The sequence below is a fragment of the Cellulomonas alba genome (genome assembly GCF_030362835.1).
GTDB lineage: Bacteria > Actinomycetota > Actinomycetes > Actinomycetales > Cellulomonadaceae > Cellulomonas > Cellulomonas alba.
Genome location: NZ_JAUCGQ010000003.1, coordinates 178,201 through 196,516, shown reverse-complemented (window position 1 = coordinate 196,516; position 18,316 = coordinate 178,201). Strand labels below are relative to the sequence as shown.

Here is an 18,316-nt window from a genome sequence, read left to right as displayed (position 1 = left end):
GAGCGAGGACGACCCGTCGACGTCCGTCGAGGGCGGTCAGCCCGCGTCGACTCCGTCCCACCCGCCCGACGAGTCCGGGTGCATGGCCGGGCACGTCTCTCCGACGGCACCGACGAGCTCGAAGTGCCACCACTCGTTCGCGTACGTGCGGCATAGTCCGAACGCCGTCTCGTGGTCGGCCAGCCACGCCGCGGCCTTCTGGCCGCCGACGTCGATCGCCGTGCCGGCGACGTGCGCCGAGCGCTCGGGTGGGAGCACGTACTTGTGTGCCTCGGTGACGCTGCCGTGCTGCTCGACGGCGTCCTTGATGAGCGCCTCCTGCTGCGCGACCGTGCGGCGGCCCGACGTGATCGTGAGGCTCAGGCCGTGCTTCGCGGCCGCGGAGCGCGCGACGTCGAACCGGCGTCGCAGCTCCGGGTCGAGACCCTTCGTGCGCGATGCGTCGTGCGGCGTCGTGTGCGTCGTCGTGGGCGAGGTCGGCGGTGAGTGCGGCGTCGTCCGGGGCGCCTTCGCCGAGCCGCTCGCGTGGACGGGGAGCGCTGCGGGCGACGGACCGAGCGCGTCGGGCGCCACGTCGGCCGTGCACCCCGCGAGGAGCGCGCCGGTGACGGCGAGCGCGACGAGGGCGGTCGCGGTGCGGGTCCCGCGGGCGTGCGGGCGGCGTCGCGGGCGGGGGCGGAGGTGCAGCGGTCGCGGTGCGCGCGCTCGCTTCGGGCGGGGGGTCGGGGCGGCAGTGGTCTCCACGTTCGTCATGCTCGGCGGCGTGGAGCGACTCGCGCATCGGGCCCGGGTCGCTCCCGGGTCCGCCGACGGTCGGATCTCCGGCGGCGCGGGTCAGCGCCAGGGATGACGACCCCGGCCTCGCGCGGCTCGACGGCCGGAGCACGAGACGCGCCTCAGCCCGCCGCGACCCCGGGATCGGTGCGCCGGATCGCCAGCAGAGCGACGTCGTCCCCACGTTCGGGCGAGTCGAACTGCTGGAGCAGCGCCGCTCGAGCAGACCGTCGGTGACGAGCACGACCGCGAAGTCGTCCCCGCCGGCGGGTCGCAGCACGGCGCGCGGCTCGGGTGGCCCGGCGCGTCCACGGCGAGCAAGGTAGGGCCCGACGGCCCGTCGACGGCGGGCCACGGCGCGGAGGCCGGGACATGTGCCGCTGGATCGCCTACACCGGGTCGCCGGTGACGCTCGACGAGCTCCTCTACAAGCCCGCGAACTCGCTCGTGATGCAGAGCCGGCACAGCCGGCTCGGCGCCGAGCCCACCAACGGCGACGGCTTCGGCGTCGGCTGGTACGACGAGCACTCGCCGACGCCGGGCCTGTTCCGCAGCATCGAGCCGGCGTGGAGCGACGCCAACCTGCGCGAGATCGCGCAGCACGTCAGGTCGGGCACCGTCTTCGCGCACGTCCGGGCCACGAGCGGCACCGCCGTCCAGCAGACCAACTGCCACCCGTTCCGCCACGACCGGTGGCTGTTCATGCACAACGGGGGCATCGGAGGCTTCGCCGCACTGAAGCGGGACCTGCAGGTCGCCGTCGCGCCCGAGCTCTTCCCGACCATCGAGGGCAGCACCGACTCCGAGACGCTCTTCCACCTCGCCCTCACGTTCGGGCTGACCGACGACCCGCCGCGCGCGGTGGCCGAGGCCATCGGCGTGGTCGAGGACGTGGCGCGGCGCCGTGGAGTGCCGTTCCCGATGCAGGGCACGGTCGCGGTGACCGACGGCGACCGGGTGTGGGCCATCCGGTACTCGTCGGAGGGGCGCTCGCGTTCGCTGTTCCACAACCAGGACGTGGCGGTGCTGCGCGAGCAGTACCCGGACAACCCGGTGCTGCACGGCCTCACGGACGACACGCGGGTCGTGGTCTCGGAGCCGCTCGGCGACCTCAAGGGCGCGTGGCTCGAGGTGCCGGAGAGCTCCTGCCTGGTGATCGGCGGGGGCGTGCAGGAGATCGTGCCGTTCGCGCCGGTCGCGCCGGCCTGATGCCGCTGCCGCACCGCCGCGACACTGAAGCAGGCGCTTGACAGTCCTGTGTCGAGGCTCAACACTGAAGCGATCGCTTCACTATGAGTCCCGGAGGCTGCCATGACCGTCCCGACCCCGACACCCGCCCGCACCGGCAAGGTCTTCGTCGCCATGACCATCTCGCTCGACGGCTTCGTGGCGCCCGACGGCATGGAGCTCGAGCACGCGAGCGACCCGGGCTACCGCGACTGGGCCCGCAGGTGGCTGGAGCTGCAGGCCTGGGTGTTCCCGCTGCGCTTCTTCCGCGAGAACCTCAAGCTCGGCGAGGGCGGCGAGACCGGGCCGGACGACGACCTGGCGCGCCGCACCTTCGAGCGCACGGGCACGACGATCCTGGGCCGCCGGATGTTCGACGGCGGCGAGGCGGCCTGGCCGGAGGAGGCGCCGTTCCACACGCCGGTGTTCGTCGTGACGCACCGGCCGCGCGTGCCGTGGGTGCGCCCGGGCGGGACGACGTTCCACTTCGTCGACGACGGCATCGAGAGCGCGCTCGCGCAGGCGCGGGAGGTCGCCGGCGACCGGGACGTGCGCATCGGCGGCGGCGGCGACCTGGTGCGTCAGTTCCTCGACGCGGGCCTCGTCGACGAGGTGGTCCTGTCGGTGAGCCCCGTCGTGCTCGGCGCCGGGGTGCGGCTGCTCGACGGCATCGGGGACCGCGTGGCGGGCCTCCGGCTCGTCGACACGGTCCCGTCGCCGCGGGCCACGCACCTCACGTACGCCCGTGCCGCCTGACGCGAGGCCCACCCGCCCTGCGAGACTGCGCGGGTGAGCGACGACGCGGACGCCCCGACGCGGGCACCCGCTCGGGCGGCGGCGGTCACCGGCCGGGCGGTCCAGGCGGCGATCTATCGTGCGGGCGTCTTCGGCCACCGGCCGCGCGTGCCGGTCGAGCCGGCGGCGCTCGAGGCGGCCGCCCGTCGCCGCATGAGCGCACGGGCGTGGTCGTACGTCGCGGGCGGCGCCGGCCAGCAGCGCACCGCGCACGCCAACGCCGAGGCGTTCGCGCGACGGCGGCTCGTGCCGCGCGTGCTCGTCGACGTCGAGGACCGCGACCTGTCGGTGGAGATGTTCGGGCGGCGCCTGCCCGCTCCGCTCGTGCTGGCGCCGATCGGCGTGCTCGAGACCGTGCACCGCGACGCGGACGTCGCCGTCGCGCGCGCCGCTCGACGCCTCGGGCTGCCGATGGTGCTGTCGTCGCAGGCGTCCGTGCCGATGGAGCAGGTCGCGCGCGCGCTCGGCGACTCGCCGCGGTGGTTCCAGCTCTACTGGAGCAAGGACGACGACGTCGTCGACTCGTTCGTCGAGCGGGCCGAGCGTGCCGGCTGCGAGGCGATCGTCGTCACGCTCGACACGCACGTGCTCGGCTGGCGCACGCGCGACCTGGATCTCGGTTACCTGCCTTTCGCGCGCGGCGAGGGCATCGCGCAGTACACGAGCGACCCGGCGTTCCGCCGGCTCGTCGAGGCGCGGGTGGCAGCCGCTTACCGGCCCTCCGAGCCGACGCCGCGTCCCACGCCCGCGGCCGCCTCGGCGCTGCTCGCGATGTCCCGCCGCTACCCGGGCCGGACGCGCGACAACCTGCGCTCGCCGCTGCCGCGAGCGGCGGTCGAGACGTTCCTCGACGTGTTCTCACGCTCGACCCTGACGTGGTCCGACCTGGCCCGGCTCCGCGCGCGCACCACGCTGCCGATCCTGCTCAAGGGCGTGCAGCACCGGCGCGACGCCGCGCTCGCGCTCGACCACGGTGCCGACGGGCTCGTCGTGTCCAACCACGGCGGTCGCCAGGTCGACGGCGCCATCGCCTCGCTCGACGCGCTGCCGGGCGTCGTCGAGGAGGTCCGCGAGCGCGTACCGGTGCTGTTCGACAGCGGGGTGCGCAGCGGCGCCGACGTCGCGATCGCGCTGGCGCTCGGCGCCGACGCGGTGCTCGTGGGGCGGCCCTGGGTCTACGGCCTGGCGCTCGCGAGCGACGACGGCGTGCGCGCGGTGATGGAGCACGTCTGGGCGGAGCTCGACCTGACGATGGCGTTGTGCGGCGTGCGGTCCGTCGACGAGCTCGGGCCGGAGCACCTCGCGTGACGAGCCGGTGGTGACGTCCGCCGCACCGAGCACGGGCACGTCCTCGTCCCGGCCGGCCGGCGTCCTGCTGACCCCGGGTGCGAGCGCGGGGCGCGACGACCGCACGCTCGTCGCCGTCGAGGCGGCTCTGGCGCCGCTGCCGGTCCGCCGCGTGGAGTTCCCGAACCGCACCCGCGGCAGCCGCGCGCCCGACCGCCCCGCGGCCGCAATCGCGCACGTGGCGGCCGAGTCGGCCGCGTTCGCCCACGAGCTCGGCGCGCGGCCCGAGGCGATCGTGCTCGGCGGCCGGTCGTTCGGCGGCCGGATGTGCTCGATGGCCGTCGCCCAGGGTCTGCCGGCGGCCGGCCTCGTGCTGCTCTCGTACCCGCTGCACCCGCCCGGCAGGCCTGATCGCCTGCGCATCGAGCACCTGCCGCTCCTCGACGTCCCGGTGCTGCTCGTGTCGGGGGAGCGGGACCCGTTCGGCACGCCGGAGGAGCTCGCCGAGCGCTTCGGCGTCGTGCCCGCGCCCGTGAGCCTCGTGGTCCTGCCGGGCGACCACTCGCCGCGGGACGAGGCGCGCGTGGCTCAGGCCGTGCGCGCCTGGCTCGACGGCGATCGGCCCGACGGTCAGGGCGTGACGAGCTCGCGGGGGTAGGCCAGCACGTCGACGAGCGCGCCGTTGCGCCACACGGTGATCTCGATGCGCCGGTCGATCGCGCCCTCGACCATGAGCCGCTGCACGGTCGTCGCGGTGACGACGCGGTTGCCGTCGAGCGAGACGACGACGTCGCCGCGCCGCAGGCCCGCCTCGGCGGCCGGGCTCCCGGGCGAGACCTCGGCGACCTGCAGGCCGGTCCGCGACTGCAGCCGGGCGGCGAGCTCGGGGATCAGTGCGACCTGCGTGCCGGCGATGCCGAGCCACGCGCGCCGCACCCGACCGCGCGTCATCAGGGCGTCGACGATGCCGCGGGTCGTCGCGTTGACCGGCACCGCGAGCCCGACGCCGATGCCGGCGAGCGCCGTGTTCACGCCGACCATCCGCCCGCGGCCGTCGGCGAGCACCCCGCCGCTGTTCCCCGGGTTGAGCGCGGCGTCGGTCTGCACGACCTCGTCCACCACGCGTCCCGACGCGGTCGGCAGCGACCGGCCGAGCGCCGACACGATGCCGGCCGTCACGCTGCCCGCGAGCCCGAGCGGGTTGCCGAGCGCGATCACGAGCTGGCCGACGCGCAGACCCGCGGCGTCTCCGAGCTCGACGGGCTGCGGCACGTCGTCGCTCGCCCGCAGCACGGCCAGGTCGGAGAGCGGGTCGGCGCCGACCACCACGGCGTCGACGGTCGTGCCGTCGAGGAACGCGGCCTCGACGTGGCGTGCTCCCGCGACGACGTGCGCGCTCGTCAGCAGGTGCCGGTCCGCCGTGATGACGCTCGCCGACCCGGCGCCGCGCCCGCGGTCGGTCGCCACCGTCAGGCTCGCGACGCTGGGCAGCACGCGCTCGGCGACGCCCGCGACGGTGCGCGAGTAGGCGTCCAGGGCGTCCTCGTCGTCCATGTAGGGATGCAGCGCGCGGGCCGCCCCGTCCGATGCCCGCGTTCGCCGAGGGCGAGCGCCCGCGTGCGGCCCCCGACGCCAGGACACGTCCCGCCGCCGGTGGCATCGTGGGCCCCGCCGACGACCGGGAGGGGCTGCGATGACCACGAAGTCCGAGTTCACCGACGAGGAGTGGGTGCGGATCACGCGCGCCCCGTTCATCGCGGGCATGGCGATCACGCTCGCCGACCCGGGCGGCCCCATCGAGGCCGCGAAGGAGTCGATGGCCTCCATCCGGTCGGCGACGAACCCGCCGACGCGCGAGCAGCTCCTGACCGAGGTCGCGCTCGACATCCAGTCGCAGGTGCAGCAGCACCACAACCCTGCCAAGGGGTACCGGCCCACGGGGACCGCGCCGGCGGGGGAGCAGCTGCTCGACGAGCTCCGCGAGGTCCACGCCCTGGTGGCGTCCCGCGCGACGCCGGAGGAGGCGGCGGCCTTCGGCGAGTGGCTGGTCGCCACCGCGCAGGACGCCGCGAACGCCGCCAAGGAGGGCGGCTTCATGGGCTTCCACGCCGAGCTCGTCAGCCAGCGCGAGACGGACATGATCGACCGCGTGCGCGCCGCGGTGTCCTGACCGCGCCTACCCAGTCGCGATCCACCCACGCGAACGGCTCCGAGGCGGCACTCGGAGCCGTTCGCGGCCTGCGGGAGGTCAGACGTCGCTCGGCAGCAGCACGCGCGTGATGGCGTGCGCGATCTGGACGTTCCCCTTGTTGATGTCCAGCTTGCCGCGGACGAGGTACGGGTCCCGCACGTGCGGCGCGTTGTCGACGAGCCGGACCACGTGCGCCCAGCGGCAGACGACGTCGACGCGGAACGTGCCGCCCTGGGCGGTCGTCAGCACGGCGCCGTCGGACCGGAGCGCGGTGCGCGAGTCGATCGTCACACCCGGGACCACGTGGTACAGCAGCACCTGCTCGATGCCGTCGATGCCGACCGTCGTGGCCAGCGTGGTGAACACCTTCTGCTCCGACCAGTACCAGTGGTGGGTGAGGTCGAACGCGAGCTTGCGGAACGCGTTGTCAGTGGGCAGGAAGGCCGTGAGCGGCACCTTCCCGTCCGCGAGCACGGCGACCGGGCTGGACGGCTTCGCCTGGAGGACGGCGGTGACGGCCGCGGTCAGGATGTCGAAGTCCCCGGACCGGTGGTCGAACCCCGACGTGTCCTTCGCGAGCACGGTCGCCAGGCTCCGCGTCCCCGTCGGGGCCGCGGCCTGCGCGGCGGGAGCGAGGCCCAGACCGAGTCCGACCGTCAGGGCGACGGCCGCGGACGCGACTGCGATGGTGCGACGTAGCTTCATCGTCGAGCTCCTCGATTGTTCGGACTGCTGCACTGGTGCCGCGCCGGTCGGCGCGTGTACCAGGAGTTCGGTCGAGGAGGCGCATTCGGATGCACCCGCGACGCAGTTGCTCAGCGCGCGAGCTTGCCCCGGACGATGGAGTCCGCCGAGTGGGCCGGGTCGCCGTCGAACGGCTCCTCCGAGACGTCGACCACGGGGTACCCCGCCACGTCGAGCCCCGCGGGGACCGGCAGCGTCGTCGAGCCGCCGTCGAGGACGCCGAGGCTCACCATGCCGCGCAGGTCCGGCGTCGCGAGCCAGACCTCGCGGAAGCCGCCGACCGATGCGCGCGCGTCGACCTGGACGGACAGCTGCAGGCTGCCGTCCCGGGTGCGCTGCAGCTCCGCCGTGCCCGACGCGCCCGACCACCCGGGCAGCGCGACGAGCGTCGCCCGGGCTTGGGTCGATGCCCGCCCGCGGTCCGCCCACGCGACGCCGGCGACGACACCCACGACCAGCGCCGCGGCCGCGGCAACCGCCGCCCAGGCCAGTCCCCGGCGGCGCGCCGGACGAAGCTGGGTGACCGTCGCCGGCGCGGCGGGCGGCGCCTCGACCCCCGGCGCCTCGACCCCCGGCGTGCCGACCGGCTCGGCCGGCGGGCCCGGCTCCGCCGCGACGTCGCCGATGCCGAGCTCGTCCCGGATCGCGGCCCAGACGTTCGGGCCCGGCGCGCGCGGCTCATCACCGGGCACACGCGAGCGCCCGGCCGTGACCACGCGCCGGAGGGCGTCGAGCTCCGTGGCGCACGCGTCGCAGGTCGCGAGGTGGGCCCGCTGCTCGGGGGTCGGCTCGGTCTCGCCGAGCGAGAGCGCCACGAGCTCGGCGGGGTCAGGATGCGACACCGTCCACCTCCAGTCGCGCTCGCAGCCGGGCCAGCCCTCGTCGGACGTGGCTCTTGACGGTACCGAGCGGCATCGCGAGCTCGGTGGCGATCTGGGTGTGCGTCAGGTCGCGATCGAACGCGAGCCGCAGGATCGTGCGTGCCGGCTCGTCCAGCCGGGAGAGCTCGTCGGCCACCAGCACCCGGTCGACGACGCGGTCGGCGACGCCCTCGTCGGCCGTGACGGTGAGCAGCTGCGCCGACGCGTCCTCGAGCCGACGCCGCCCTGACCGCGACCTGTGCGCGTCGACCACCGCGTGCCGCGTGATCCCGAGCAGCCACGACGACAGCCGGGCGCGGCCCGGGTCGAACCGCTCGCGGCCGCGCCACGCGGCGACGAACACCTGCTGCGTGACGTCGTCGGCGTCCGCCTCGGAGCCGAGCGACTGCCGCGCGACCGTGTGCACGAGCGGGGACCACCGCCGGTACACCTCGGCGAGCGCGTCCTCGTCGCCGACCCGGAACCGCAGCGCGAGGTCGTCGTCGTCCGTCGCTGCGCGGACGTCGACCGGGCTCTCGTCGGCGGTCTCCGCCATCGGCTCTCCTCGGCACGGGCGGCGGCGCACCGTGCTGGGGGCCAGCCTGCGGCCTTCCGCCGACGCGCGCGACCCGGGAGAGTCCGCGCCCCGGGGCGCGCGTGGCACGACGCGTCTGCTGCGAGCACCCGCGCACCGCGTGCACGACCACCATCCTCGCTACCCTCCGGGACATGACGCCTCCCAGCCCGTACCTCCACCTGCCCGGCACGGCGCGCGAGGCGCTCGCGTTCTACGCGCGCGTGTTCGGCGGCCGTGCCCAGGTGCACACGCTCGCCGAGCTCGGGCGCACCGACGGCCCGGCCGACGCGGTCGCGCACGGCTACCTCGTCGAGAGCCCGGTCGAGCTGTTCGCGGCGGACGCCGTGGGGGAGCCGCCGTTCCGCAGCGAGGGTCTGATGTTCGCGCTGCTGGGCACCAGCGACCCGGCCACGCTGCGCGGCTGGTTCGACGGGCTCGCCGACGGCGGACGCGTCGTCGACGACCTGCAGCGCCGGCCGTGGGGCGCGTCGGACGGGCAGGTCGTCGACCGGTTCGGCGTGCACTGGCTCGTCGGGTTCGAGGACGACGCGCCCGCCGGCGAGTAGGGCACGGGGGCGCCTCCGTCCGAATTGACGCGTCCCCGCACGGCCGACGGTGGTTGTTCGCCGTCCCGCCGATGGCGGTTCACCTGCGGTTCGGGCGAGTTCAGCATCGTGCCGCCGTGCCTACCGCTGCGCTTCGCCGCCTTGTCGTCGCCACGTCTCTCGGGGCCCTCGCGGCCGGGGGGCTCGTCGCCCTCCCGGCCGTCGCGTCGGACGGCCCGGCCGACGCTGTCCGGATCACCGAGTTCGCCTACGGCGGCCTGATCACCGGGGCGAGCGCCGGCGGTGACGGCGAGTACGTCGAGGTCACGAACGTCGGCCGCACGCCTGTGGACCTGACCGGCTGGTCGTACGGCACGGCCGCGGCGCCGGGCACGGTGTCGCTGTCGGGCTTCGGCACGCTGGCACCGGGGGAGTCGGGGATCGTCACGGACGTGACGCCGGCCGAGTTCCGGGCGGAGTGGGGGCTGACGGATGCGGTGCCGGTCGTCAACGACGGCACGACGACGATCAACAAGGGCCCGAAGACGATCAGCGTGTTCGACGCGAGCGGCGCGACGGCCGACTCGGTCTCGTACGCGTCCGGCTTCCTGTCCGCCAAGGGTCTGTCGGCCTGGGTCGACGCGGCGCACCTCGGCGCGCAGGCCGGCACCACGGGCTGGACCGTGTCCACGGCGGGCGACCAGGAGGCGAGCTGGACGAGCGCCACCGGAGCCGTCGGCTCGCCCGGTGTCTCGTCGCTGGCGAGCCTGTCGACGGCGGCGCCGCGCGTGGCCGTCACGGAGTTCGCGTACGGCGGGCTCGTCGCCGGGTCGAGCGTCGGCGGTGACGGCGAGTACGTCGAGGTGACGAACGTCGGCCGCACGCCGGTCGACCTGACGGGCTGGTCGTACGGGACGGCCGCGGCGCCCGGCACCGTGTCGCTGTCGGGTTTCGGGACACTCGCGCCGGGGGAGTCGGGGATCGTCACGGACGTGACGCCGGCCGAGTTCCGGGCGGAGTGGGGTCTGACGGACGCGGTGCCGGTGGTCAACGACGGCACGACGACGATCAACAAGGGCCCGAAGACGGTCAGCGTGTTCGACGCGAGCGGCGCGACGGCCGACTCGGTGTCGTATGCGTCGGGCTTCCTGTCCGCCAAGGGCCTGTCGGCGTGGGTCGACGCCGCGCACCTCGGCGCGCAGGGCGGCACCACGGGCTGGACCGTGTCCACGGCGGGCGACGAGGAGGCGAGCTGGACGAGCGCCACCGGAGCCGTCGGCTCGCCCGGGACCTCGTCGTACGGCATCCGCGCCGCGGGCTCGGTGCGCACGACGATCCCGGGCGGCGGCGGCTCGACGCCCCCCGAGGCCGCGTGCCAGACCGAGGACTCCGGCACCGCACCGGGGACCGTGCCGGCGGGCGCGCTCGCATGGCCGGGCAGCGCCACCCCCGCGACGATCGACGACGCGTGCGCGTGGGTGACCACCGAGTCGGGCCAGGACCTCAGCGGCCTCGCGTTCGACCCGAACGACGCGAACGTCCTCTACGCCGTGAAGAACAAGAGCCACGTCTACCGTCTCGTCCGGTCGGGCGGCGACGCCTGGGTCAAGGACACGGCGAACGACTGGGCCGCCGGCAAGGACATCCGCTTCCCGGGTGGGACCGGCCTGCCGGACTCCGAGGGCGTCACGGTGGGCCCGGACGGCTCGCTGTACATCACGACCGAGCGTGACAACGCCGCCTCGAGCGTGCCGCTCGACTCGATCCTGCGCTTCGACCCGGCCGCACCGGGCACCACGCTCACCGCGGCCGACCAGTGGGTCCTGACGGCCGACGTCGGCTACGCGCCCAGCGACTCCGCCGACGCCAACCTCGGCTTCGAGGGCGTCGCCTACGTGCCCGACAGCTTCCTCGTCGGCCACGGCTTCCGCACCGACGACGGCGCGCTCTACGACCCGGCCGACTACCCGGGCAAGACGGCGGACGGGCTGTTCTTCGCCGCGGTCGAGAAGACGGGCCACCTGCTCGCCTATGCGCTCGACGCGGACCACTCCTTCGTGCGCGTCGCGGACGTCGCGACCGGCCTGGTCGGCGTCATGGACGCCTCGTTCGACGCCGACCTCGGGCGCATCTGGGCGCACTGCGACAACACGTGCGGCAACGCGACGACGCTGCTGGGAGTCGGCGCCGACGGTCACTTCGCGGTCGACGCCACCTACCTGCGCCCGGCGAACCTGCCGAACTACAACCTCGAGGGCTTCGCGGTCGCGCCGCGGTCGACCGCCGTCGACGGGCAGCGCCAGGTGCTGTGGACCGACGACGGCAACCGCTTCGGCCACTCGCTGTGGGCCGGCACGCTGCCGGTCGTCCTCACCGCCCCGGTCGTCACCGGGTGGTCCGAGACGCCCGCGCCGACGACCGTCGCGACCTCGGCGACGTTCGCGTGGACGGTGGACGACGCGGCCGCGACGTCGTACGTCAGCCTGGACGGCGGTCTGCCGACCGCCGCGACCGGCACGAGCGCGACCTTCGCGGGCCTCGGCCTCGGCGCGCACACCGTGAGCGTGCACGCGACGGACGGCGGCCTGACGGGCGAGCCGCTGACCTACACCTGGACCGTGGTCGCCGCTCCGACGCTCAGCGTGACGAAGACCGCGCTGAACGCCGACTCCACCCAGGTCCGGTTCTCGTGGACGACCACGGGCTCGAGCCTCACGGCGACGCTCGACGGCAAGGCCGTCGCGGTCTCCGGCACCACCTACACCGCGAAGGTCGCCTACGGCGCGCACGCGTTCACGATCCTGGCGACCGACACGCACGGGAACAGCACCCCGGTGCAGACGTTCCGCTGGACCGCCTCCGACAAGACGGCGCCGGTGCTGAAGCGCGTGGCCGCGGACTACAGCTCGCTCGACCGCGCGGCGTACGTCGCGTACTCGGTGAGCGAGAAGTCGACCGTCACCGTGACGTTCGACGGCCGGACGAAGGTCGTCAGCTCGACCGTGACCGTCATCGGGGTGGACGGCCTCAAGCTCGGTCGGCACACGTTCACGCTGACCGCCAAGGACGCGGCGGGGAACGTCTCGACGCCCCTGACGTACTCCTTCACGATCACCAAGGTCGTGACGGCGGGCTCCATCCCGTCGACGCACCTGGCCAAGGGCGTCAGGGCGGGCTCGTCGAAGGCGGACATCCAGAAGGTCCAGCTCGCGCTCGGCCTGCCGGACGACGTGCGGTACGGCGTCTACGACGCCAAGACGGCCGCACACGTGAGGAAGTGGCAGAAGGCGCACCACCTCTACGTCACGGGCGTCGTCAACGCGCTGACGTGGAAGTCACTGGTGGACCACGTCGCGGACGGCAGCGGCAACCGCGTGATCACGAGGTCGTCGATCTCGCCGCACACGCTCCAGGTGGGCGTCCGGGCCGGCGCCAAGGGGCAGGCGGTCGTCGACATCCAGCGGCTGCTCAAGATCTCGGAGACCGGCACGTTCGACGCGAGGACGGTCAAGGCCGTCAAGGCGTTCCAGAAGAAGCACCACCTCACGGCGAACGGCGTGGTCCACGCCGGGACGTGGGCGAGGCTGGTCCACTGACGCGACGCGACGCGGGGAACGTGCACCCCGGGCGACGGCCCGGTGCGCGTGCCCCGCGTCGGTCGTCAAGGCCGAGCCCGCGTCAGGCGACGTGCGACCCGATGCGGCCCGTTCCGCCGAGGACGACGACCGTCACGCTGACCTCTTGCGCCTGGTGGGTGCGGGGCTGACCTGCTCCTGCCGTCCGCCCGACAACCCGCGGAGGGCGGGGCGCCTCCGCGCCGTGCGCCGAGGGACGAGCACGTCGGGGTCGCCGCCGGCGAGGAACGCCTCGCGCGGGTGCTCGACGCCAGTGAGCGACACGATGTCGCGTCCGAACAGCCCGGTCGACGCCCACACGAGCGCGACGCGCACCTTGCGTTCCCACGTCGGGACCGCGAGCACGTGGTAGCCGCGATGCATGACCCAGGCGGGCCAGCCGGTGATCACGAGCCGGTGGTACTGGAACACGCCGTGGTGGCGCCCGAGCGTCGCGACCGTGCCGAGGCTGTGGTGCACGTACGGCCGGACGCGCCGTCCGCGGAGATCGGCGACGAGGTTGTCGGCGAGGAGCTTCCCCTCGCGGACCGCGTTCTGCGCGTTCGGCACGACGTGGGCGCCGGGAGTGTGCGAGGCGAGGTCCGGCACCGCGGCGTTGTCCCCTGCGGCCCAGGCGTCGGGCACCGGTGCGTCCTCGGTGCCCACGCGCAGGTCGCTGCGGACGACCACGAGACCGCGCTCGTCGACCGGCAGGTCGGTGTGCTTCGCCACGACCGGGTGCGCGCCGTTGCCGGCGGTCCAGATCAGCAGGCCGGTGTCCCACTCCTCGCCCGTCGACAGCACGATGTGACCGCCGGTGGCCGAGACGATCTGCGCGCCGAGATGGACGTGCCCGCCGCGGGCCTCGAGGTGCCGGACGACCCATCTCCCCGGTCGGTCCGTGACCTCGGGCAGGATCCGGTCGCGCGCCTCGACGAGGTGGAACCGCAGGTCCTGGGCGCTGAGCTCGGGGTACGGGTCGAGCAGGTCGGTCGCGAGCGCCAACAGCTCGCCGAACGTCTCGACCCCCGTGAACCCGCCACCGGCGACCGTCACGGTGAGGTGCTTGTCACGCTCGGGCCCCGGCGGCTCGTTGGCCGCCGCGTCGATCGACGTGAGCAGACGGTCGCGCACGGCCACGGCCTCCTCGACGTGCTTGAGGCCGATGCCCTCGTCGCGCAGGCCCGGGACGGGAAACGTGCGCGTCACGGCGCCGGCGGTGACGACGACGACGTCGTAGGCGATGTCGATGGCGTCGCCGTCGGTCGTCCGGACGGCGGCCGTCCGGTGGGCGTGGTCGAGCGCCGTCAGGTGCCCCGTGACGACGTGCGTCCTGCGGAGGTGAGCACGCAGCGAGACCGCCACGTGGCGGGCCTCGACCGACCCGGCCGCGACCTCCGGCAGGAACGGCTGGTAGGTCATGTAGCCGCGCGGGTCGACGAGCGTGACCTCCGCCTCGCCCCGGCGCAGCTTCTTCTCCAGGCGCCACGCCGTGTAGAAGCCGGCGTAACCGCCACCGACGATGAGAATCCGTCGCACAGCACACTCCGATCAGTCCGGGTGGGTCGACCGCGCAGCGTATTCGTTCGTGACGTGACGTGCGTCATACCGGTGGCGGTCCGCACCGGGGCTTCGTCAGCGCGCTACTCACGGCAGATCAGGTGGAGGTGTCCGCGAGCAGGTCGGCCGTCCAGCGCTCCTCGATGCGGAAGGCCTTCCAGATGGCGAGGGCGAGCACCCAGGCGACCGCGAACAGCAGCACGGTCCCGTAGCCCACGAGGTCCATCGGGATCCCGGCGACTGCCGCCAGAGGGCCCGTGGTGATGTCGAGCCGGTCCGCGAACACCCCGACGAGCTCGATCCCGCCGATCACCAGCGCGACGGCGACCGAGATCGACGTCACGACCAGGTTGTAGAAGACCTTGCGGACCGGCCGGTCGAAGGCCCAGCCGTAGGCCACGTTCATGAAGACGCCGTCGAGCGTGTCCATGAGGCACATCCCGGCGGCGAACAGGACCGGCAGCACGAGGACCGCGTAGAACGGCAGGCTCACCACGGCCGCGCCGCCGGCGAGCACGAGGAGAGCGACCTCGGACGCGGTGTCGAAGCCGAGCCCGAACAGCACGCCCACCGGGTAGATGTGCCACGGCTCGCGCACGATCCGCAGGGCGCGCCCCAGGACCCGGTTGAGCAGGCCGCGCGAGCCGAGCCAGCGTTCGAGCTCCTCCTCGCTGCGGCCGCCGTCGCGCAGGTGCCGGCGCACGCGGAGCAGCCCGACGAGGCCGACGAGGTTCACGAGGCCCAGCAGCGACAGGAAGAGGCCGGAGATCGACGGCCCCAGGAGTCCGGTGACCGTGTGCAGCGTCGAGCCGCCGTCTGCGACGGACCGGGCGACGGTCTTCACACCGAGCATCAGGAGGAACGTCAGGGCGAAGACGATGGTCGAGTGCCCGAGCGAGAACCAGAAGCCGACCGACAGCGGCCGGCGTGGCGCTCGGCCTGGGTTGCCACCGGCGCGGTGCTCGGCGAGCAGCTTGCGCGTCGTGTTGTCGACCGCAGCGATGTGATCGGCGTCGAAGGCGTGGCGCAGCCCGAACGTGTACGCGAGAAGGCCGACGCCCACGGTCAGCGCGGCATGGTCTCCGCCGAGTCGCAGGTGCTGCGGCGCGACCACACCGAGGAGCAGGCCGAAGCCGACCAGGTGCAGCAGGACGACGGTGCCGCCCATCCACCACAGGGATCGCGTGTCGGCGGGCGACAGGACGGTGGTGCCCGGTCGCGCGGCGGTCGTGGTCACGGTGTCTCCTCCTGGAGGGCGACGGCGCCGGGGCGCTCGGGAGCGTGGCGGTCATGCGGGCGAGGGCGTGCGAGCAGCAGGCCGAGCGGGGGGAACACGACGACCGAGACGAGGCCCGCCGTCACCAGTGCGACGTAGTTCTCCGGCCGGATCAGACCGAGCCTCATGCCGATCAGCCCGCCGACGACAGGGATGCTCAGGGTGGTGGCCTGGAACAGGCCGGCGGCGACGGAGTCACGGGTCGATCCCAGCTGCCGCCGGTACACGAGCGCCGGGACCGCGCGTGCGACCAGGATCGCCGCGAGGAAGACGGGCACCCGGGCGAGGGTCGACGGGTTGTCGACCAGGCTCTGGACGTCGAGGCTCATGCCGGTGGCGACGAAGAAGTACGGGATGAGGGCGCCGAAGCCGACGGCTTGGAGCTTGGGCCGGAACTGCTCGTGGTCGGCATGGTCGTCGTGGTCGAGGAACGCGACCGTGGCACCGGCCAGGAAGGCGCCGAGGATCGCCTCCAGCCCGAAGGCGGCGGCTACCGCCGCGAACGTCATGAGCAGCGCGACGGCCGCACGCACCCGGATCTCCGCGGTCGTGCCCTGCAGTGCGACGAGCGTCCGCCGCACCCACGTCCACCGGTCGAGGCCGACGAACACGATCGCGGCGACCCCCACGAGGGCGACGAACGCGCCGAAGAGCGTCAGCTGGGAGACGATGCCGCCGGCGTGCTCGGAGAAGAGGAGCGAGAGCAGGACCACCGGCACGACCTCGGCGATCGAGGCTCCGGCCACGACGATCTGACCGAGCGGGGCCTCGAGGCGTCCGGCGTCCTTGAGGATCGGCAGGACGATGCCCAGGGCGGTCGCGGACACGATCACCGCCACCAGGACGGGCGAGCGCACCAGGCCCACGACGCCCAGCACCTGCCCGAGCGCGAGCGCGAGCCCGAACGAGAGGACGAACCCGACCGCCGCGAGGCGAACCGGTCGACCGCGCAGCGTCTTCGGCTCGAGCTCGAGGCCGGCCAGGAAGAGCAGGAACGACAGGCCGACGAGCGACAGGACCCGCACGGGCCCGTCGACGGAGGCCCAGCCGAGCACCTGCGGCCCGATGAGCACCCCGAGCAGGATCTGCAGCACGACGTCGGGCACGGGCAGCCGCAGCATCCTGACGGCGAGCGGCGAGACGAACGCGACGACGGCGACGAGAGCCGCCGAGGTCAGCACGGCGGCACCTCGGCGGCTCCCGTCACGACGTCACGCTCCCAGGTCGTCGGGGTAGCTGGACTCCCAGTCGCGGCGCTCGACCTCGCGGTCGAAGTCGCCGGGCTGCTCGAAGGTGACGTGGGTGGCGCCCTCGCCCGGGACGGCGCCGTGCCAGTGCCATGCGCCGGGCGGGCTGCTCACGACGTCACCGGGTCGGACGACGTGGACGCCGGCGTCATCGCCGACGACTCCCACGCCGTCGACGTAGACCAGGTGCTGGCCGCCGTGGTGGACGTGCGGCACGGTGCGGGCGCCGGCGCCGAAGTGGACGGCCATCGACCGCAACCCCGGGAGCTGGCAGGGCAGGACCTGGACCCGGACGTCGTCCGGGCGGTTGAACAGGGTGCGCAGCTGGTCGGGGACCGGCGCGGTCTCGCCGGTGCGGGTGGATCCGAACTCGTCCATGGCAGGTCCTCTCAGGCGGACGGCACGACGTAGGGGAAGGTGTCCTGGCGCGTCTCCGCGGCGTCGTCCGCCGTGAGACCCGTCGGGACGGCCGAGTTGGTCACCAGGCCGTAGATGACCTCGGGGGCGTTGTCGGCCAAGGCGCGGCCGTTGAACCCGGCGAACCCGAAGGCCGCCGGCGTGCCGACCGTGTACGGCAGGACGTTGGGGAGCAGCCGCCGCGCCACGCGCCGCGCGTACGCCTCCGGGTCGCCGACACCGGTCCGGCGGACCGCCGCGGCGACCATCCGGGAGACGCGCTCGCCGGCGTTGTCGAGGTCCTGCGACGGGTGAGCCTCGGTGTCGCGGTGGTACTCCTGGCTGTCGTCGTCACCGCCGAGGGCCAGGAACAGCGGCCAGATCATCGGGATCCCGTTGCGGTTGATCTGGCGCCAGCCGCCCGCGTCGGTGGCCAGGTGCGTCGTCGACCACACGCCGATCCGGCGGTCTGGCCGCAGCTCTGCGTCGCCGGCACCGATCTCGAGGACGATGACGTCGACCCGGCTCCCGGTGAAGCTCGAAGCCGCAGCCGCGGGCGTCCAGTCGCCGTTGTCGATGGGCTGCTCGTGCTGGAACCCCGCCAGGACGTGGTCGAGGTGCCCGAGGTCGAGGTAGAACGGGTCGGCGGCCTCGCCGGCCCAGACGCGCGCGCCGTCGCCCTCGATGAGCTGGCCGGTGCGACCCTCGGCGATGACGACGTCGGAGCCGTCGGCGACCCGGTTCACGATGAGCTGCTGGGTGCCCGCGGACTCCTCGCCGAACGTGAACGTGTAGGTGATGGACTCGGTCGGCGAGTCGTCGAGGTGCACGCGGAACTCGTAGCGCGCCTCCGGGTGGAAGCCCGGGGTCCGGGCGTCGCCGGCGAGCGAGGAGTTGGTGACCATGACGAACGCCGTTCCCTCCGTGCCGTCGAACACGAACGTGTCCGTGACGTTCAGGCGGGAGTCCTTGCGCGACAACGGTGAGTCGAGGTGGTGCGACATCGGGACCTCCTGGGTGGCATGGGGTGCTCGGTCACCGTCCCGCCGCACTGCTCCCGGACGCCTCGGTCACGTGACTGCACCGCGCGGCGCCCCACGGCCGCGGCGCACCCGCGCGAGACCCGGCGCACGCGTCCCTGCGTCCGTCATCTGACTGCACGGACAAATCCGGTCAGAACCTGCAAAACACCAGGCCAGGGCGGCTAGGATCCAGGCGTCAGC

17 protein-coding genes are annotated in these 18,316 nt (G+C 74.0%); 7 read left to right on the top strand and 10 right to left on the bottom strand.

Features of this window, described 5'->3' with window-relative positions; translation table 11 throughout:
• Nucleotides 1-36: 36 nt before the first annotated feature.
• Nucleotides 37-744, bottom strand: a complete 708-nt coding sequence (locus QRT04_RS15930) for a M15 family metallopeptidase (protein ID WP_289456593.1) — start codon at nucleotides 742-744, stop codon at nucleotides 37-39.
• Between the two features lie 402 nt (nucleotides 745-1,146).
• Between QRT04_RS15930 and QRT04_RS15925 the strand changes: the two genes are divergently transcribed.
• From QRT04_RS15925 to QRT04_RS15910, 4 genes are all read left to right on the top strand, one after another.
• Entirely contained in the window at nucleotides 1,147-1,983 is an 837-nt protein-coding gene (locus QRT04_RS15925) for a class II glutamine amidotransferase (protein WP_289456592.1), read from the top strand.
• A 102-nt stretch (nucleotides 1,984-2,085) separates the two neighbouring features.
• A complete protein-coding gene (locus tag QRT04_RS15920) occupies nucleotides 2,086-2,757 on the top strand; it encodes a dihydrofolate reductase family protein (protein WP_289456591.1) in 672 nt (223 codons plus the stop codon).
• A gap of 33 nt (nucleotides 2,758-2,790) precedes the next feature.
• Complete coding sequence (locus QRT04_RS15915) at nucleotides 2,791-4,104, top strand: alpha-hydroxy-acid oxidizing protein (protein WP_289456590.1); 1,314 nt, start codon at nucleotides 2,791-2,793, stop codon at nucleotides 4,102-4,104.
• Nucleotides 4,105-4,114: 10 nt separating this feature from the next.
• Nucleotides 4,115-4,741, top strand: a complete 627-nt coding sequence (locus QRT04_RS15910) for an alpha/beta hydrolase family protein (protein ID WP_289456589.1) — start codon at nucleotides 4,115-4,117, stop codon at nucleotides 4,739-4,741.
• Here QRT04_RS15910 and QRT04_RS15905 read toward each other — a convergent pair.
• Nucleotides 4,714-5,637 (bottom strand): S1C family serine protease, encoded by a 924-nt coding sequence (locus QRT04_RS15905; RefSeq protein WP_289456588.1) that lies wholly within the window; start codon nucleotides 5,635-5,637, stop codon nucleotides 4,714-4,716. The genes QRT04_RS15910 and QRT04_RS15905 overlap by 28 nt on opposite strands.
• 139 nt (nucleotides 5,638-5,776) lie before the next feature.
• On the opposite strand from QRT04_RS15905, the gene QRT04_RS15900 reads away from it, so the two are divergent.
• Nucleotides 5,777-6,253 (top strand): hypothetical protein, encoded by a 477-nt coding sequence (locus tag QRT04_RS15900; protein WP_289456587.1) that lies wholly within the window; start codon nucleotides 5,777-5,779, stop codon nucleotides 6,251-6,253.
• Nucleotides 6,254-6,331: 78 nt separating this feature from the next.
• Here QRT04_RS15900 and QRT04_RS15895 read toward each other — a convergent pair whose 3' ends face one another.
• The 3 genes from QRT04_RS15895 to QRT04_RS15885 form a co-directional block, all read right to left on the bottom strand.
• Nucleotides 6,332-6,979 carry a fasciclin domain-containing protein gene (locus QRT04_RS15895; protein WP_289456586.1) on the bottom strand — a complete coding sequence of 216 codons (648 nt, stop codon included), beginning with the start codon at nucleotides 6,977-6,979 and terminating at the stop codon, nucleotides 6,332-6,334.
• 110 nt (nucleotides 6,980-7,089) lie between these two features.
• Entirely contained in the window at nucleotides 7,090-7,860 is a 771-nt protein-coding gene (locus tag QRT04_RS15890) for an anti-sigma factor (RefSeq protein ID WP_289456585.1), read from the bottom strand.
• Complete coding sequence (locus QRT04_RS15885) at nucleotides 7,847-8,434, bottom strand: RNA polymerase sigma factor (RefSeq protein WP_289456584.1); 588 nt, start codon at nucleotides 8,432-8,434, stop codon at nucleotides 7,847-7,849. The genes QRT04_RS15890 and QRT04_RS15885 overlap by 14 nt, the downstream gene beginning before the upstream one ends.
• Before the next feature lie 173 nt (nucleotides 8,435-8,607).
• On the opposite strand from QRT04_RS15885, the gene QRT04_RS15880 reads away from it, so the two are divergent.
• On the top strand, nucleotides 8,608-9,021 hold the full coding sequence (locus QRT04_RS15880) for a VOC family protein (RefSeq protein WP_289456583.1): 414 nt from the start codon (nucleotides 8,608-8,610) through the stop codon (nucleotides 9,019-9,021).
• 116 nt (nucleotides 9,022-9,137) lie between these two features.
• Nucleotides 9,138-12,596 (top strand): lamin tail domain-containing protein, encoded by a 3,459-nt coding sequence (locus QRT04_RS15875; RefSeq protein WP_289456582.1) that lies wholly within the window; start codon nucleotides 9,138-9,140, stop codon nucleotides 12,594-12,596.
• Nucleotides 12,597-12,728: 132 nt separating this feature from the next.
• Here QRT04_RS15875 and QRT04_RS15870 read toward each other — a convergent pair whose 3' ends face one another.
• From QRT04_RS15870 to QRT04_RS15850, 5 genes are all read right to left on the bottom strand, one after another.
• Entirely contained in the window at nucleotides 12,729-14,153 is a 1,425-nt protein-coding gene (locus QRT04_RS15870) for an NAD(P)/FAD-dependent oxidoreductase (protein ID WP_289456581.1), read from the bottom strand.
• Nucleotides 14,154-14,271: 118 nt separating this feature from the next.
• Nucleotides 14,272-15,411, bottom strand: a complete 1,140-nt coding sequence (gene nicT / locus QRT04_RS15865) for a Nickel transporter NicT (protein ID WP_289456580.1) — start codon at nucleotides 15,409-15,411, stop codon at nucleotides 14,272-14,274.
• Nucleotides 15,408-16,631 (bottom strand): cation:proton antiporter, encoded by a 1,224-nt coding sequence (locus QRT04_RS15860; RefSeq protein ID WP_289456579.1) that lies wholly within the window; start codon nucleotides 16,629-16,631, stop codon nucleotides 15,408-15,410. The genes nicT and QRT04_RS15860 overlap by 4 nt, the downstream gene beginning before the upstream one ends.
• 30 nt (nucleotides 16,632-16,661) lie before the next feature.
• Nucleotides 16,662-17,075 carry a cupin domain-containing protein gene (locus tag QRT04_RS15855; protein ID WP_289456578.1) on the bottom strand — a complete coding sequence of 138 codons (414 nt, stop codon included), beginning with the start codon at nucleotides 17,073-17,075 and terminating at the stop codon, nucleotides 16,662-16,664.
• 11 nt (nucleotides 17,076-17,086) lie between these two features.
• A complete protein-coding gene (locus QRT04_RS15850; protein WP_289456577.1) occupies nucleotides 17,087-18,097 on the bottom strand; it encodes a DUF4331 family protein in 1,011 nt (336 codons plus the stop codon).
• Nucleotides 18,098-18,316 lie beyond the last annotated feature (219 nt).

What these genes read in the sequence shown, in the direction of transcription:
- QRT04_RS15905 (WP_289456588.1), bottom strand. Translation starts at nt 5,637, where the DNA reads ATGGACGACGAGGACGCCCTGGACGCCTACTCGCGCACCGTCGCGGGC.
- QRT04_RS15895 (WP_289456586.1), bottom strand. Translation starts at nt 6,979, where the DNA reads ATGAAGCTACGTCGCACCATCGCAGTCGCGTCCGCGGCCGTCGCCCTG.
- QRT04_RS15850 (WP_289456577.1), bottom strand. Translation starts at nt 18,097, where the DNA reads ATGTCGCACCACCTCGACTCACCGTTGTCGCGCAAGGACTCCCGCCTG.
- QRT04_RS15900 (WP_289456587.1), top strand. Translation starts at nt 5,777, where the DNA reads ATGACCACGAAGTCCGAGTTCACCGACGAGGAGTGGGTGCGGATCACG.
- QRT04_RS15885 (WP_289456584.1), bottom strand. Translation starts at nt 8,434, where the DNA reads ATGGCGGAGACCGCCGACGAGAGCCCGGTCGACGTCCGCGCAGCGACG.
- QRT04_RS15920 (WP_289456591.1), top strand. Translation starts at nt 2,086, where the DNA reads ATGACCGTCCCGACCCCGACACCCGCCCGCACCGGCAAGGTCTTCGTC.
- QRT04_RS15855 (WP_289456578.1), bottom strand. Translation starts at nt 17,075, where the DNA reads ATGGACGAGTTCGGATCCACCCGCACCGGCGAGACCGCGCCGGTCCCC.
- QRT04_RS15880 (WP_289456583.1), top strand. Translation starts at nt 8,608, where the DNA reads ATGACGCCTCCCAGCCCGTACCTCCACCTGCCCGGCACGGCGCGCGAG.
- QRT04_RS15925 (WP_289456592.1), top strand. Translation starts at nt 1,147, where the DNA reads ATGTGCCGCTGGATCGCCTACACCGGGTCGCCGGTGACGCTCGACGAG.